General features: G+C 69.0%; 15 protein-coding genes. 10 read left to right on the top strand and 5 right to left on the bottom strand.

What is annotated here, in order from left to right; genetic code table 11:
* Positions 1-54: 54 nt before the first annotated feature.
* Entirely contained in the window at positions 55-1551 is a 1497-nt protein-coding gene (locus OG588_RS03535) for an acyl-CoA synthetase (protein ID WP_405945984.1), read from the top strand.
* Between the two features lie 18 nt (positions 1552-1569).
* On the opposite strand, the gene OG588_RS03530 is transcribed toward OG588_RS03535, so the two are convergent.
* A complete protein-coding gene (locus OG588_RS03530) occupies positions 1570-1959 on the bottom strand; it encodes a MerR family transcriptional regulator (RefSeq protein WP_405945983.1) in 390 nt (129 codons plus the stop codon).
* Between the two features lie 88 nt (positions 1960-2047).
* On the opposite strand from OG588_RS03530, the gene OG588_RS03525 reads away from it, so the two are divergent.
* The gene (locus OG588_RS03525; RefSeq protein ID WP_405945982.1) at positions 2048-2833 is read left to right on the top strand and encodes an amidohydrolase family protein; all 786 of its coding nucleotides are present in this window, start codon (positions 2048-2050) and stop codon (positions 2831-2833) included.
* 40 nt (positions 2834-2873) lie between these two features.
* Here the strand turns inward: OG588_RS03525 and paaK are convergent, their stop codons facing one another.
* A complete protein-coding gene (paaK, locus tag OG588_RS03520; protein ID WP_405945981.1) occupies positions 2874-4172 on the bottom strand; it encodes a phenylacetate--CoA ligase PaaK in 1299 nt (432 codons plus the stop codon).
* 181 nt (positions 4173-4353) lie between these two features.
* Between paaK and OG588_RS03515 the strand changes: the two genes are divergently transcribed.
* On the top strand, positions 4354-5079 hold the full coding sequence (locus tag OG588_RS03515; RefSeq protein WP_405945980.1) for an alpha/beta fold hydrolase: 726 nt from the start codon (positions 4354-4356) through the stop codon (positions 5077-5079).
* Positions 5080-5082: 3 nt separating this feature from the next.
* On the opposite strand, the gene OG588_RS03510 is transcribed toward OG588_RS03515, so the two are convergent.
* Positions 5083-7164, bottom strand: a complete 2082-nt coding sequence (locus OG588_RS03510) for a sulfatase (protein ID WP_405945979.1) — start codon at positions 7162-7164, stop codon at positions 5083-5085.
* A gap of 386 nt (positions 7165-7550) precedes the next feature.
* Complete coding sequence (locus OG588_RS03505) at positions 7551-9170, bottom strand: acyl-CoA synthetase (RefSeq protein ID WP_405945978.1); 1620 nt, start codon at positions 9168-9170, stop codon at positions 7551-7553.
* Positions 9171-9337: 167 nt separating this feature from the next.
* Here OG588_RS03505 and OG588_RS03500 point away from each other — a divergent pair, with 167 nt between their 5' ends.
* The 5 genes from OG588_RS03500 to OG588_RS03480 all read left to right on the top strand — a co-directional run bounded on the left by OG588_RS03500 (position 9338) and on the right by OG588_RS03480 (position 13766).
* Entirely contained in the window at positions 9338-10138 is an 801-nt protein-coding gene (locus OG588_RS03500) for a crotonase/enoyl-CoA hydratase family protein (RefSeq protein WP_405945977.1), read from the top strand.
* A 113-nt stretch (positions 10139-10251) separates the two neighbouring features.
* Positions 10252-11214: a Zn-ribbon domain-containing OB-fold protein gene (locus OG588_RS03495; RefSeq protein ID WP_405945976.1), complete on the top strand. Its 963-nt coding sequence runs from the start codon at positions 10252-10254 to the stop codon at positions 11212-11214.
* Entirely contained in the window at positions 11214-12278 is a 1065-nt protein-coding gene (locus tag OG588_RS03490; RefSeq protein WP_405945975.1) for a thiolase domain-containing protein, read from the top strand. Before OG588_RS03495 ends, OG588_RS03490 begins: the two co-directional genes overlap by 1 nt.
* Complete coding sequence (locus OG588_RS03485) at positions 12275-13441, top strand: thiolase domain-containing protein (protein WP_405945974.1); 1167 nt, start codon at positions 12275-12277, stop codon at positions 13439-13441. Before OG588_RS03490 ends, OG588_RS03485 begins: the two co-directional genes overlap by 4 nt.
* Positions 13442-13523: 82 nt before the next feature.
* Entirely contained in the window at positions 13524-13766 is a 243-nt protein-coding gene (locus OG588_RS03480) for a DUF397 domain-containing protein (protein WP_329243513.1), read from the top strand.
* Positions 13767-13827: 61 nt separating this feature from the next.
* Here the strand turns inward: OG588_RS03480 and OG588_RS03475 are convergent, their stop codons facing one another.
* Complete coding sequence (locus tag OG588_RS03475; RefSeq protein ID WP_405945973.1) at positions 13828-14796, bottom strand: oxidoreductase; 969 nt, start codon at positions 14794-14796, stop codon at positions 13828-13830.
* Between the two features lie 89 nt (positions 14797-14885).
* On the opposite strand from OG588_RS03475, the gene OG588_RS03470 reads away from it, so the two are divergent.
* Positions 14886-15488, top strand: coding sequence for a TetR/AcrR family transcriptional regulator (locus OG588_RS03470; RefSeq protein WP_405945972.1), 603 nt, complete (start codon positions 14886-14888; stop codon positions 15486-15488).
* A gap of 52 nt (positions 15489-15540) precedes the next feature.
* Positions 15541-15960: a PPOX class F420-dependent oxidoreductase gene (locus OG588_RS03465; RefSeq protein WP_405945971.1), complete on the top strand. Its 420-nt coding sequence runs from the start codon at positions 15541-15543 to the stop codon at positions 15958-15960.
* Positions 15961-16027 lie beyond the last annotated feature (67 nt).

The raw sequence follows: 16027 nt of genomic DNA, 5'->3' as shown, positions 1-16027 counted from the left end.
CACCCCGACCAGCCCGCTTGACCTGCCCGGGTGGCGGCCCGAGGATCATGTGTCATGACGCCCGGACACGGCAGCACGGTTGACGGGGTACTGCGACGCAGTGCCCGGCGCACTCCCGCACGCGTGGCGGTGGACTACGGCGAGCGCTCCTGGACGTACGAGGAGCTCGACGACGCCGTCTCCCGCGCGGCGAGCGTGCTCCTCGACCAGGGCCTCGCGCCGGGCGACCGGGTCGGCTCCTACGGCCACAACTCCGACGCCTATCTGATCGGCTTCCTGGCCTGTGCCCGCGCGGGCCTCGTGCACGTACCGGTCAACCAGAACCTCACCGGCGACGACCTCGCGTACATCGTCGGCCAGTCCGGCAGCACGCTGGTGCTCACCGACCCCGACCTCGCCGGTCAACTCCCCGACGACGTACGGACGTTGCCCCTGCGGAACGCGGACGGCTCGCTGCTTGACCGGCTCGCGTCGGCGTCGCCGTACGACGGGCCGGAGCCGCGCACCGACGACCTGGTGCAGCTGCTCTACACCTCGGGCACGACCGCGCTGCCCAAGGGCGCGATGATGACTCACCGGGCGCTGGTGCACGAGTACTTGAGCGCGATCACCGCTCTGGATCTGAGCGCGGGGGACCGGCCGGTGCACTCGCTGCCGCTGTACCACTCGGCTCAGATGCATGTGTTCCTGCTGCCGTACCTGGCGGTCGGGGCGACGAACACCATCCTCGACGCGCCCGACGGCGACCGGCTCTTCGACCTGATCGAGGCCGGGCGCGTGGACAGCCTGTTCGCCCCGCCCACGGTCTGGATCGGCCTGGCGAACCGCCCCGACTTCGAGACCCGCGACCTGAGCGGCCTGCGCAAGGCGTACTACGGCGCGTCGATCATGCCGGTACCCGTCCTGGAGCGGCTGCGCGAGCGGCTCCCCAAGCTGGCCTTCTACAACTGCTTCGGGCAGAGCGAGATCGGCCCGCTGGCCACGGTCCTGGGCCCCGACGAGCACAAGGGCCGGCTGGACTCCTGCGGCCGTCCGGTTCTCTTCGTGGATGCGCGCGTGGTCGACGAGGACGGCAAGGACGTTCCCGACGGCACCTCCGGCGAAATCGTCTACCGGTCACCGCAGTTGTGCGAGGGCTACTGGGACAAGCCCGAGGAGACCGCCGCGGCCTTCCGCGACGGCTGGTTCCACTCCGGCGACCTGGCGGTACGGGACGCCCACGGCTTCTTCACCGTCGTCGACCGGGTGAAGGACGTCATCAACTCCGGTGGTGTACTGGTCGCTTCACGCCAGGTCGAGGACGTGCTCCACACCCACGAGGGCGTCGCCGAGGTCGCCGTGATCGGCCTCCCCGACGACCGCTGGATCGAGGCCGTCACGGCGATCGTCGTTCCACGCGGCGAGGTCACCGAGGCCCAACTCATCGACCATGCCCGGGAGAAGCTCCCTCACTTCAAGGCGCCGAAGCGGGTCGAGTTTGTGGACGAGTTGCCGCGGAACGCCAGCGGGAAGATCCTCAAGCGGGAGTTGCGGGAGCGGTTCGGCGTCTGAGGGCTGCCTGTCGAGCTGTCAACCGGGAGTCGCAGCCGTACGCGCTTCCGCTGCGGCGATGGTGTCGCTCAACACCTCACGGGCTGCGGCGAGTTCGGCGGCCCGGCGGTCCAGGGCGCTCAACTGGTCGCGCAGCGCGTCGAGTACACCCGGGCACGGCTGAACTGCAGCCTCGTCCGTGGTGCAGGGCAGGACGTGCCGGATGACCCGGGTGGGCAGCCCGGCCGCGAGCAGCGCGCGGATGCGGAGTACAGCGGCGGTGTCCGAATCGGCGTACTTTCTATAGCCGTTGGGCAGCCGCCCGGGTCGCAACAGCCCCGTCCGTTCGTAGTGGCGCAGCAGCCGTTCGTTGGTGCCCGTCCGCTCGGCCAGCTCCCCGATCAGCACCGGCTCGCGCTCCTCTGCCACTTGACCTTCCCACGGTGTCAGGGATCAACACTGGCCTCCGCCACCGGCATTCCGCCGGGCGGCCGCCAGCACGCTCAGGGAGACGCACGTGATTCTCGACGCCCACAGCCATGTCCACGACCCGCTCGACGCCCACCTGTCGGCACTCGACGACGCGGGTGTGGACCGCACGGTGCTGTTCCCCACCCGCGCGCACCCGGAACGGGCCACCGACCTGGACTCCCTCCGCGGCGAAACGGGTGTGCTGGAACGGGCGTTGGCCGGCGGTACCGGCAACGACGGATTCGCCCTGGCGATGCGGGAGTTGGACGAGGCACTCGACGCACACCCCGACCGTTTCCTCGGCTTCGGATCCGTCCCCCTCGGCCGTCCCGACGCCGAGACCGCGGCCCGGGTGGAGCGGGAGGTGATCGGCCGCGGGCTGTACGGCATCGGGGAACTCGCCCCGCCCCCGAACCAGGCGGCCCTGGTCGAGCCGGTGCTCCGGGCGGCCGACGACCACGCCGGACTACCGGTCGTCGTCCACGGCTTCGCGCCCACCACCGCGGCAGACCTGCGCACCCTCGCCCAACTGGCCGCCCGTTACCCGAAGGTGCCGCTGGTGATCAGCCAACTGGCCGGAACACACTGGATGTCGGCCATCGAACTGGCCCGCGCCGTCCCCAACCTCCACCTCGAACTCTCCACCGCGAACATCGTCTTCGCCGTCCGCCGGGCCATCCATGAACTTCCCACCCGCACCCTCTTCGGCTCGGACGCCCCCTACGGGGACCCGGTCGTGGCACGTACGACGGTGGAACGGGTCACGGCTCCGGGCGAGGTGCGTGACCGGGTGCTGGGTGGGAATCTGGCCGAACTGCTGGGGTTGGGGTAACTGCGCCTATCGGGCGGGGCTTTCGGCTGGGGGAGTCGTCTCAGGCCGTCCGCAGGTCCACGATCCGCCGGATCTTGCCCACGCTCCGCTCCAGTGTCTCGGGTTCCACGATCTCGACCGTGACGGAGACGCCGATGCCGTCCTTCACCGCCGTGGTGATGGCGCGGGCCGCCGCGTCCCGGGTCTCGGGAGTGGCGTCGGGGCGAGCCTCGGCCCGCACGGTGAGGGCGTCCAGGCGGCCCTCGCGGGTGAGTTGGAGCTGGAAGTGGGGTGCGACGCCCGGGGTGCGCAGGACGATCTCCTCGATCTGGGTGGGGAACAGGTTCACCCCGCGCACGATGACCATGTCGTCACTGCGGCCGGTGACCTTCTCCATGCGGCGGAAAGCAGGTCGGGCGGTGCCGGGAAGGAGACGGGTCAGGTCCCGGGTGCGGTAACGGATCACCGGCATGGCCTCCTTGGTGAGCGAGGTGAACACCAACTCGCCCTTCTCGCCCTCGGGCAGGACTTCACCGGTGATCGGATCGACGACCTCCGGGAAGAAGTGGTCCTCCCAGATGTGCAGCCCGTCCTTCGTCTCCACACACTCCTGCGAGACACCGGGACCGATCACCTCCGACAGCCCGTAGATGTCGACCGCGTCGATCGCGAACCGCTGCTCGATCTCCCGCCGCATCTGCTCGGTCCAGGGTTCCGCCCCGAAGATGCCGACCCGCAGGGAGGTGCCGCGCGGATCGACTCCCTGCCGCTCGAACTCGTCGAGAAGCGTGAGCATGTAGGACGGGGTCACCATGATGATCTCGGGCTTGAAGTCCTGGATGATCTGCACCTGGCGTGCCGTCATACCGCCGGACGCGGGGATGACGGTACAGCCCAGTCTCTCGGCACCGTAGTGGGCGCCCAGACCACCGGTGAACAGCCCATAGCCGTACGCCACATGCACCTTGTCCCCGGGCCGTCCGCCCGCCGCGCGGATGGAACGGGCCACCACGTCCGCCCACATGGAAAGGTCGTTCTCTGTATAGCCGACCACTATGGGGCGTCCGGTGGTGCCGCTCGACGCGTGGATACGGCGGACACGGTCCTCGGGGACGGCGAACATGCCGTACGGGTAGTTGTCGCGCAGGTCCACCTTGGTGGTGAACGGGAAAAGGGCGAGGTCGGAGAGCGCGCGGCAGTCGTCCGGGTGGATTCCGGCCGAGTCGAAGGACCGACGGTAGAAGGGCACGTTCGCGTAGGCGTGCCGGAGGGAGGCGCGTAGCCGCTCCAACTGCAGTGTCCTGAGTGCGTGCTGGTCGAGCTGTTCCCCCGAGTCGAGCAGCTCCGCCGCGTCGGCCATGGGCGCACCCCTCCATCAATCGTGCCATTTCAGGCGACCGATCATTCGGTCGACGTGTGTGGGATCAGTAATCCAGTCAACTGACCGCTGGGGCAAGAGGTTTGCCCGCACTTTCTCGGAGCGTCTCTGCCCTCGGCAGAGCAGGCGGATGACCCGGCGGCGCACCGGCTACGTTCCTGGCATGGACACCGAGATCCGCACCGTCAAGGCGAACGGCATCACGCTCGCCTACCGAGCCTGGGGCCCCGAAGAGGCGCCGCCCGTCCTTCTGCTCCACTGCCGGGGCGCCGACGGCACCGACTGGACGCCCATCGCCGAACAGCTCGCCACCGGCCCCGTCCCGCACCGCGTGTACGCCCCCGACCTACGCGGCCACGGGGTCAGTGACTGGCCGGGCACCGAGCCGGGAGCCACGGCGGACGCCTACGCCTACGCGGCGATGCGCGACGACATCCGCGCCCTCCTCGCGGCGCTCGGCATCGAACGCGCCGACGTCGTCGGACACTCCCTCGGCGGCATGGTCGCGTATCTGCTCGCGCAGGAGGCCCCCGAGGTCGTACGGAGGCTGGTCCTCGAGGATGTGCCCGCGCCGATTCCCTTCGATCCGCCTCGGTCGCCCACCGAACGCCCGGCGGGGGAGCTGCCGTTCGACTGGGCCATGATCGAGGCCTCCGACGCGCAGGCCAACGACCCCAACCCCATGTGGTGGGACCACATGGGGCGGATCACCATGCCCACGCTGGTGATTGCAGGTGGCCCCACCAGCGGGGTTCCTCAGGAGTGGGTCACGGTCCTGGCCGAGCGCATTCCCGGTGCCCGGGTGGTCACCGTCGACGCGGGGCATCTGGTGCACGAGGCCAGGCCGGAGGAGTTTCTCGCGGCGCTCGAAGCGTTCCTCAAAGGGTGAGGCTCACTTCGCGTAGGCCGTCATGAAGCGGTCCCGGAACTTGTCCATGCCCAGCACCGGTGCGCTGTCGGCGGGCTTGAGCCCGTCCGTCCAGCCCCAGCTGGAGATCTTGTCCAGCACCTTCGGGTCGTGGGCGACGATCGTGATCGGCACGTCCCGGTCGGCGGTGCCCCCGGTGACCGTCGGGACGGGCTGGTGGTCGCCGAGGAAGACGAGGACGGTGTTCTTGTTGCCGTAGCGCTGGACCCACTGGGTCAGGCTGTCCACGGAGTACTGGATGGCCTTGCGGTACTCGGTGCGCACACGCTTCGCGCTCTTCCAGACCTCCGTCGGGTTCGTGCCCTCCTTCTTGATCTGGTTGAAGATCGTGCCGTCGCCGAGCTGGTTCCAGGGGATCGTGTGGGCGATGGGCGACCAGGGGTTGTGGCTGGAGGCCAGGATGATCTCCGCCATGATCGGGTCGCGGTTCTTCTTGCCGTACTCCAGCTTCTCGAACGACTCCAGGCTGAACTGGTCCGGCACCGGCGTCCAGCTGAAGTACGGGCCGTTGTAGCCGAGATGGGTGGAGTCGTAGATGTTGTCGAGGCCGAAGTACTTGCCCTCGGGCCAGGACTTGCGCACACCGGGGACGATGCCGACCGTGCGCCAGGCGCCGGTCTTCTGGAAGTAGCTGGTGAGCGTCGCGCGGGTGCTGGTCGTGACGGTCCGGTACCGCTGCTGGTTCTTGATCCACAGGCCGGACAGGAACGTCGAGTGCGCGAGCCAGCTGCCGGCGCCCGTCACCGGCGACCTGAGCCAGGCGCTCCGCGACGAGAAGCCGGCCGCCTTGAGCCGGGCGTCGCCCGCCGTGAGCGTCTTGTCCATCTCCGGCGCCATCGTCGGGTCGTCGAGCGCGACCCGGCCGTAGCTCTCGATGAAGGTGAACAGCACGTCCTTGCCGCGCAGGCCGGTCAGCAACTGGTTGGGCGGGGTCTTCGCGAAGGCGTCGACGGTGAGCTGCTTCTTGAAGACGTCGGCGTCACCGAGGCCGTCGCGGACGTACTTCACACGGTTGCTGAGGAACTGGCTGTAGCCCTTGGTGGCGAGGGTGACTCCGCCGACCTGCACGCTCAGGGTGAAGCACATGATCCACGCGACACCGAGGACAAGTGTGGTGCGTACGGCCGTGGGGCGGTGCCTGGCCATCACGTCCGCGAGCCGCACCATCGCGAGCGCGCTGCCGGCGAGCACGGCGAGCAGCAGAAGGATCACGCCGATGATCGCGAGCACCTCGCCGGAGCGACCGAACGAGTCCTTCATCCAGTCCGCCGCGTCGCTCAGCAGAACCCAGTCGAAGACCAGGTCGAACGGCCGGGCCAAGGTCTCGTAGAAGCCCATGTCGAGGCACTTCAGCACGGCGGACAGCCCGACGAACGCACCCAGCACGACGGCGGTGATCCGCCGGGCCCGCGACGGCAGTGCGAGCAGCACGACCGCGAGGACGATCAGTTCCACGGGCAGTCGGAGGAACGACTGGAACGTCATCCGGTCGAGCCGGTCGGGCACGACCATCGCGACGAGCAGCAACGCACCGGCCAGCACGCTTGTGCCCACCCCTACGGCACGTGCGGTACGGGGGTAACGGTGGCGCCAGCCGAACAGCCCCGCGTGGAGGGGGAGTTGGGAGGATCGCTCGGTGGGGTCGGTGGGGTCGCCGGGCGCGGCGGACTCCGCGGGCATGGCGGTCTCGCCGGGAGCGGCTGACTTTGCGGGGTCAGTGGTCTCGGCGGATGCGGCGGATTCCGGAGGCTTGCCGGGCGTGGCGGATTCCGTTGGGGCGCCGGTCTTTGCGGCCTCGCCGGGTTCGGCAGAATCTGTGAGGTCTGCGGATTCCGTGGACTCGCCGGAATCTGAGGATTCGCTGGGCGCCGTGGACTCAACGGGCGCGGCGGAGTCAGCGGGCTCTTCGACCTCGCTGGGCTCTACGCGCTCGGCGGACTCCGCGTCCTCGGCGGCCTGCGCGGGTTCAGGGGACTCGTCGGACCCTGTGGGTGCGGCGGATTCAGCAGGCTCGGCGGGCTTGGCCGACTCGCGAGCTTCGGCCAATCCATCCGCGCCGACAGAGCCAGCCGCGTCAGCCGCATCGGCTGCGTCGGCCGATTCCGGCGGCTCGTTCGCGTCGGCCGATTCCCGTGCCTCGTTCGCGTCCACTGAACCGTGGCCCTCGGTCGTGTCCGAGTCGCGTGGCTCGGGTGGGTCCTGTGGTTCGGGTGGTGTGGCGGCCTCCGTCGCCGCTGTCGGGTCGGTCTCCCCAGAGGCCTTCTGATCCGGCAGTGGGTGAGAGCGAGTGAAGAGCGGCACCCGAACGTCCTTCCGTGCTGAGCCCGGTGACGGCACAGCGGACCTGGCCCGGGCCACCAGATTCGTCACCATCGGTACGGCCGCACGCTACCGTCAGTTCAATCGGGCCTGCGCGTTGACCCACTGTTGACTCACTGATCTGCGGCGACCGCCACCTCCCGCGCCCACCGGTAGTCCGCCTTGCCGCTCGGAGACCGCTGGATGGACTCCGCGAACACCAGCTGGCGCGGGATCTTGTACCCGGCGAGGTGGGTGCGGCAGTGCGTCTGGATCTCGTCCAGCGACGGCCGTACCGCATCCGCCCGCAGCTGTACGACGGCTGCCACATGGTTGCCCCACCGCACGTCCGGCACCCCGGCCACCAGGGCGTCGTAGACATCCGGATGCGACTTGAGCGCCTGCTCGACCTCCTCCGGATACACCTTCTCCCCACCGGTGTTGATGCACTGCGAGCCGCGGCCGAGGACCGTGACGACGCCCTCCTCGTCCACGGTCGCCATGTCGCCGAGCAGGACCCACCGCTGGCCGTCCTTCTCGAAGAAGGTTTCGGCGGTTTTCCTCGGGTCGTTGTAGTAGCCGAGCGGTACGTGACCGCACTGCGCGACCCGACCGATCTCACCGACGGCGACCGGGGCGTACGTGGCCGGATCGACCACCTGGGTACGGGAGTTGACGCGGATCCGGAAGGACTGTCCGGCCCCCGAGTCGGCCGTGGCCGTGCCGTTGAAGCCGGACTCGGACGAGCCGTAGTTGTTCAGCAGCATGGTGTTCGGGAGCAGCTCCTGGAACTGCCTGCGCACCGTCTCCGACATGATCGCGCCCGATGACGAGACGCTGAACATCGACGAGCAATCGGTGCCTTTCATAGGCCCGTTGAGGGCGTCGATCAGCGGGCGCAGCATCGCGTCGCCGACCAGGGACATGCTGGTGACCTTCTCCCTCTCGATGGTCCGCAGCGCCTCCTCCGGCACGAACTTGCGGTGGATCACGATGCGTTGGCCGAAGTTGAAGCCGATGAACGCCGTGAGCGTGGACGTGCCGTGCATCAGCGGAGGAGCGGGGAAGAACGTGATCCCGGCCCCGCCGGCCGCGACCCGCTCGGCCAACTCCTCGGGTTTCCGCACCGGTTCGCCGGTCGGCGCACCGCCGCCGAGCCCCGAGAAGAACAGGTCCTCCTGGCGCCACATCACACCTTTGGGCATCCCGGTCGTACCGCCGGTGTAGATGATGAACTGGTCGTCCGCCGACCGCGCCGGAAACCCGCGCCCGGGAGACCCGGTGGCCTCCGCGTCCGTGAAGGCCACGGCGGGTACGTCCGGTCCGTCAGCCTGCGGTGCTCCCACTCGTACCAGGTGCCGCAGTTGCTCCGCACGCGGCAGCGCGGCCGCCACCCGCTCGGTGAACTCCGTGTCGAAGACCAGCGCCACGAGATCGGCGTCCCGGTAGAGGTACACCAACTCCTCTTCTACGTAGCGGTAGTTGACGTTGACTGGGACAACCCGCGCCTTGAGGCAGCCCAGCACCGTCTGCAAGTACTCGATGCCGTTGTAGAGATGCAGCCCGAGGTGCTCACCCGGACGGATCCCGGCGGCGATCAGGTGATGGGCGATGCGGTTGGCGGCGGCGTCCAACTCCGCGTAGGTCAGGCGGCGTTCCGCGCCCGTGCCCGGGTGGTCGATGTACACGAGCGCCTCGCGGTCCGGGACCACGTCGACGACCGACTCGAACAGGTCGGCAATGTTGTACTCCACCACTCCTCCTGACGTCGGTTCGCCGGTCATCAGAGCAAAGGGCGCGACAACTGTGAAGGGTCCGCGCAGAAGAAATCTGACTGAGTGTCAGAAACCCCTTGTACTGGCAGGGCGCCTCCTGCAACCTGTTCTCGTTCCGGAGGCGGTACGGCGACGGGAGGACGGCAATGGGCGGTACGGAACACCTGACCGTGCGGCGCGAAGGCGCCACGCTGGTGCTCACGCTCAACAGGCCCGAGGCCAAGAACGCGCTCTCGTTGCCGATGCTGGTCGGGCTGTACGACGGCTGGGTCGAGGCCGACGCGGACGACGCGATCCGGTCGATCGTGCTGACCGGGGCGGGGGGTGCGTTCTGTGCGGGGATGGATCTCAAGGCCCTGGCCGGCAAAGCCATGGAGGGGCAGCAGTACCGGGATCGGCTCACGGCTGACCCGGATCTGCACTGGAAGGCGATGCTGCGGCACCACCGGCCCCGCAAGCCGGTGATCGCGGCTGTCGAGGGGTACTGCGTGGCCGGCGGTACGGAGATCTTGCAGGGGACCGATATTCGGGTTGCAGGGGAGTCGGCGACCTTTGGGTTGTTCGAGGTGAAGCGTGGGTTGTTCCCGATCGGGGGGTCAACTGTGCGGCTTCAGCGGCAGATTCCGCGTACTCATGCTTTGGAGATGCTGCTTACCGGGCGGCCGTACAGCGCGCGGGAGGCGGCGGATATCGGTCTGGTCGGGCATGTTGTGCCTGACGGGACTGCCCTCGACAAGGCGCTGGAGATTGCCGAACTTGTCAATGCGTGTGGGCCGTTGGCGGTTGAAGCGGTGAAGGCGTCGGTGTACGAGACCGCCGAGCAGTCTGAGACGGATGGGCTCGCCTCTGAACTCAAACGCGGCTGGCCGATCTTCGATACTGCTGATGCGAAGGAGGGGGCTCGTGCCTTTGCGGAGAAGCGGGCGCCTGTTTATAAGCGGGCGTAGGCGTTCTGCTGGTCGGTCCGCTTTTGTCTGCGGGTTCGTTGTGGCTGGTCGCGCAGTTCCCCGCGCCCCTGGGTGGGAGTGCTCGGCCCCAACTGTTCAGTTAGGAGAATGCCGTGCCCGAAGTGCTTAAAGCTCCCCTCGTCCTCGAATTTCCCTTTACCCGCTCCCTCGGCCCGATCCAGAGCGCGTTCCTCACCGGGTTGCGCGAGCGCGTTGTCCTTGGCGTGAAGACCAGAGACGGCCGTACCCTCGTCCCTCCCGTCGAGTACGACCCCGTCACCGCTGAGGAGATCCGCGATCTCGTCCAGGTCGCCGCCACCGGAACGGTCACCACCTGGGCCTGGAACCATGAGCCCCGGCGCGGTCAGCCCCTCGGCACCCCCTTCGCCTGGGTGCTGGTCCGGCTCGACGGTGCCGACACCGCCCTCCTGCATGCCTTGGACGCTCCCGGCCCCGATGCCGTCCGCACCGGTATGCGCGTCCGCGTCCGCTGGGCCGAGGAACGCGCTGGTGCCATCACGGACATCGCCTGCTTCGAACCGTACGAGGGAGAAGGTGAAGGAGGCGGCGACGAGGGACATCAACCCGCCGCCCACACCGGTGAGTTCGAGGACATGGTCACCGGCATCGTGGCCCCCGCGCGCCTCGACTACATCTACTCGCCCGGCCGTGCCCAGACCGACTACATCCACGCGCTCTCCGAACAACGGACCGTCGGCGAGCGCTGCCCCTCCTGTCGCAAGGTGTACGTCCCGCCGAGGGGTGCGTGTCCCACATGTGGTGTCGCCACAGTGGAACATGTCGAAGTGGGTCCGCGCGGCACAGTCACCACGTTCTGCATCGTCAACATCAAGGCGAAGAACCTCGACATAGAGGTGCCGTACGTCTACGCGCACATCGCCCTCGACGGTGCGGACCTCGCGCTGCACGGGCGCATCGGCGGGATTCCGTACGACCAGGTGCGCATGGGGTTGCGCGTCGAGGCGCTGTGGAGCGAGGGGGGCCGGTATCCGGACCACTACCGGCCGACCGGCGAGCCCGACGCGGACTACGACGTCTACAAGGAGCTGCTGTGATGCAAGGAGCCGCTGCGATACGGGAGATCGCCGTCGTCGCCTTCGCGCAGACCGACCACCGGCGGACCACCGACGAGCTCTCCGAGGTGGAGATGCTGATGCCGGTCCTGCACGGCGTCCTCGAACAGACCGGGCTGAAAACCGCCGACATCGACTTCACCTGCTCCGGCTCCAGCGACTACCTCGCCGGCCGTGCCTTCTCCTTCACCCTCGCTCTCGACGGCGTCGGCGCCTGGCCGCCGATCTCCGAGTCGCACGTCGAGATGGACGGCGCCTGGGCGCTCTACGAGGCGTGGACCAAGCTGCTCACCGGCGACGCCGACACCGCGCTCGTCTACTCGTACGGCAAGTCGTCCCCGGGCTCGGTGCGCGACGTTCTGACCCGACAGCTCGACCCCTACTACGTCGCCCCCCTCTGGCCGGACTCCGTCGCGCTCGCCGCCCTCCAGGCCCAGGCCCTCATCGACGCGGGCGACACCGACGAGCCCGCGCTCGCCGCCGTGGCCGCCCGCAGCCGGACCGACGCGAGCGCCAACTCCCATGCGCAGGTGCGGGGTTCGGTGCCGCAGGGCGGCTATGTCGTACGACCGCTGCGCACCGGCGACTGTCCGCCGGTCGGTGACGGTGCCGCCGCCGTGATCCTCGCGGCCGGGGACCGGGCCCGCGAGCTGTGCGAACGGCCCGCCTGGATCAGGGGGATCGACCATCGGATCGAGGCGCACGGGCTGGGTGTACGGGAGTTGACCGACTCGCCGTCCACGCGGCTCGCCGCCGAGAAGGCCGGGGCGTTCGAACGGCCCGTCGACACCGCCGAGTTGCACGCGCCGTTCACCGCGCAGGAGGTCGTTCTGCGCAAGGCGCTGCGCCTTGGCGACGACGTGCGCGTCAACCCGTCCGGGGGTGCCCTCGCCGCGAATCCCGTCATGGCCGCCGGGCTGATCCGCATCGGGGAGGCCGCGGCCCGTATCCATCGGGGCGAGTCCGACCGGGCCCTCGCCCACGCCACCTCCGGCCCCTGTCTGCAACAGAACCTGGTCGCCGTACTCGAAGGGGATCCGCGATGAGCAAGGAGCCCGTGGCCGTCGTAGGGATCGGCCAGACCAAGCATGTCGCCGCTCGGCGGGACGTGTCGATCGCGGGGCTGGTGCGGGAGGCGGCTCAACGGGCGCTGGACGACGCCGAGTTGACGTGGGCCGACATCGACGCCGTGGTCATCGGGAAGGCGCCGGACTTCTTCGAGGGCGTCATGATGCCCGAGCTGTATCTCGCCGACGCGCTGGGCGCCGTAGGGAAGCCCATGCTGCGGGTGCACACCGCCGGGTCGGTGGGCGGGTCCACCGCGCTCGTCGCCGCGAATCTCGTCGCGGCCCGTGTGCATGGCACGGTTCTGACGCTGGCCTTCGAGAAGCAGTCCGAGTCGAACGCCATGTGGGGACTGTCTCTGCCGATTCCCTTCCAGCAGCCGCTACTTGCCGGCGCGGGCGGGTTCTTCGCGCCGCACGTGCGCGCCTATATGCGGCGCACCGGGGCGCCCGACACGGTCGGCTCCCTGGTGGCGTACAAGGACCGGCGCAACGCGCTGAAGAACCCCTACGCGCATCTCCACGAGCACGACATCACCCTGGAGAAGGTCCAGGCCTCGCCGATGCTGTGGGACCCGATCCGGTACTCGGAGACCTGCCCCTCCTCGGACGGTGCGTGCGCGATGGTGCTCACCGACCAGGCAGGGGCGGCTCGCGCACCACGTCCGGCGGCCTGGATGCATGGGGGCGCCATGCGTAGCGAACCCACACTGTTCGCCGGAAAAGACTGTGTGTCGCCACAGGCCGGCAAGGACTGCGCCGCCGACGTGTACCGGCAGGCCGGGATCGCCGATCCGCGCCGGGACATCGACGCCGTGGAGATGTATGTGCCGTTCTCCTGGTACGAGCCCATGTGGCTGGAGAACCTCGGATTCGCCGAGGAGGGGGAGGGGTGGAAGCTCACCGAATCGGGAGTGACCGAGCTGGACGGCGACCTTCCCGTGAACATGTCAGGGGGTGTGCTTTCCACCAATCCGATCGGCGCCTCGGGCATGATCCGCTTCGCGGAGGCTGCCCTTCAGGTGCGCGGCCAGGCCGGAGAACACCAGGTGGAGGGTGCTCGACGGGTTCTCGGGCACGCCTATGGCGGCGGATCGCAGTTCTTCTCGATGTGGCTCGTGGGCAGCGAACCACCCGCCTCCTGAAAGGTCCCCCTCACGTGGCCTGTTGGCATCAGAAACCGATCGCTAGGCTGGCCGCGGACGACGAATCGGGAGGAGCACGGACGTGGCCGAGAGCACCATCCAGCAGCACCCGCTTGCGGGCTGGGACAAGCCGGAGCTGGACCTCAGTGACGCCGATTGGCACTCAGGCAGCCGTGGACGGGGGGATGTCCAGATCGCTTTTGTCGAGGGATTTATCGCGATGCGCAACAGTGGCCGCCCGGAAAGCCCTTCCTTGATCTTCACGCCCGCGGAATGGGGCGCGTTCGTGTCGGGGGCGCGGGAAGGGGAGTTCGACCTCACCTGAAGGTGCAGGTTCCCCGGCGAATCATCGCGGGAAGTGCGCACACTCATCGGCAGCCCGGCCTTTACTCGTGAGAGTGGCGGCCGGGCTGCGTGCCTGATGGAAACGCGATACCGGTCATCTCCTGGGAGAGCGCCCACAGGCGGCGCTGCAGCTCCGTGTCGTACGACTGCGGGCTGGAGCGGACCACCTTGGGGTAGCCCTTGCTCTGCTGGAATCCATGTGGGCCGTAGTACTCGCCGCCCCGTACGCCCGGGTCGGTCGCGGCGCGCAGCACGGGCAGCGCTCCCCTCTCGGGGGACTGGAGGAGCAGCGGTCGGATCGCCGCGAAGGCCGTGCGGGTGAGGGCGGAGGAGTGCGACATCGCGCTCCGGGAGCCGGTGGTGTCGGCGCCGCCGGGATGCGCGGCGACGGCCAGCGGCCCGCCGGCGGGCAGCCTGCGGTCGAGCTCGTAGGTGAACAGCAGGTTGGCCAGCTTGGAGTGCCCGTACGCGGCGGTCCGGTCGTACGGGCGGCTGCGCCAGTCGAGATCGTCGAGATCGATCGGGCCGCCCATGCGGTGGCCCGCGCTGCTGACGGTGACGACGCGGGAGGCGGACGAGGGCGGCAGCAGGTCCAACAGCAGCCCGGTCAGGGCGAAGTGCCCCAGGTGGTTGGTTGCGAACTGGAGCTCGTAGCCGTCCGAGGTCGTCCGGTGCGGGGTGTACATCACGCCGGCGTTGTTGATCAGCAGGTCGATCCGGGCGTAGGCATCTCTTAGTTCGCCGGCCGCGTCGCCGACCGAGGCGAGCGAACTCAGGTCGAGGCGTTGGACGTGCACCCGCGCGGTCGGCGCGACGAGAGTCAACTCCTCCGCCGCGCGCTTGCCCTTGTCGGTGTCCCGTACCGCCAGGACCACTTCTGCTCCGCGCAGGGCGAGCGCCTTGGCCGTCTCGAATCCGATGCCGGTGTTGGCACCTGTGATCACGGCGGTGCGGCCGTGCTGGTCGGGGATGGCTCGGGCTGTCCAGTGCGCGGGGTTCGATCCGGTCATCGGTTCCTCCAGAAGTCGTACGGGGACTAGACGGTCGCGCCGAAGGTGAATGCCATTCACCTATGGTTAATAGTGTTAACCTTGTCGGCATGGCAGTCAAACGGCGCCCCACCGGCACCCACCACGGAGATCTGCGCAACGCGCTGGAGGAGGCGGCCCTCGCCCTGGTCGGCGAGCGCGGCCCGCACGGGTTCACCCTCGCCGAGGCGTGCCGGAGAGCCGGGGTGAGCGTGTCGGCCCCCTACAAGCACTTCAGCGACCGGGAGGCACTGCTGGCCTCGCTGGCTCTGAAGGGCTACGAGGAGCAGCGGCGCCGCTACCGCATCGCGCTGGCCGCGCACTCGGACCCGGTCGAGCAGCTGGCGGCCTTCGCGACCGCCTACGTACGGTTCGCCGCCGAGGAGCGCGCCCTCTTCGACATCACCTTCCTGGCCGGTCTCGACAAGAGCCGGCACCCCGAACTGGCCACGGCGGGAGGTGCCCTGCACGACGACCTGATGCCCGTCACCAGCCGCCTCGCCCCCGACCCGGACGAGGCGTTCGAACTGCTCGTCCAGGTGGCCGCGGCAGCCCATGGTCTGGCTCTGTTCCAGCAGCAGGACATGCTGCCCGGCCGCTGGAACACCCGGTCCTCCGTCGAGGAGCAGGCCGCGCGCACGGCCCGTGCCCTCGCCGACCGGAAAACCCGCTAGCCCCTGGAAAACCGGCTAGCCCCCGGAAAACCCGCTAGCCCTGGAGACCCGCATGACCACCCCGCGCAGCGACTTCGACCAGGCCCTCGACCGCATCGGCAGGGGCAGCTACGTCAGCCTCACCACCTTCCGCTGCAACGGCCAGGCCGTCCCCACCCCGGTCGGCTGCCTCGTACAGGACGACACCCTCTACGTCCTGACACCGCCGGAGACCGGGAAGGTCAAGCGGATCCGCGACAACCCTCAGGTGACCATCGCGCCGTGCGACATGAAGGGCGCCGTCCCCGTCGGCGTACCCGCGGTGCGGGCGACTGCCAGGCTCCTGGATCCGGCGGAGACCGCCCGCGTCCAGGAGATGATGAGGCGACGCTTCTTCATGTACCGCCCGGTGCGCCTCCTCGACCGGGCCCTGGGCCGCGAACGCCGACTCGTCGCCATCGCCGTCACCACCGTGGAAGGGTGTCCCGCCTGATTTTCCGGACACGCGACCTTGGGAACCCTTGCGGGGCCGACGCCTGAGCCAGGCTGGCAGCGGAGGA

The sequence above is a fragment of the Streptomyces prunicolor genome, assembly GCF_045162825.1.
Classification (GTDB): Bacteria; Actinomycetota; Actinomycetes; order Streptomycetales; family Streptomycetaceae; genus Streptomyces; species Streptomyces prunicolor.
The sequence above is the reverse complement of the archived record's forward strand: the minus strand, read 5'-3'. Positions and strand labels throughout refer to the sequence as shown.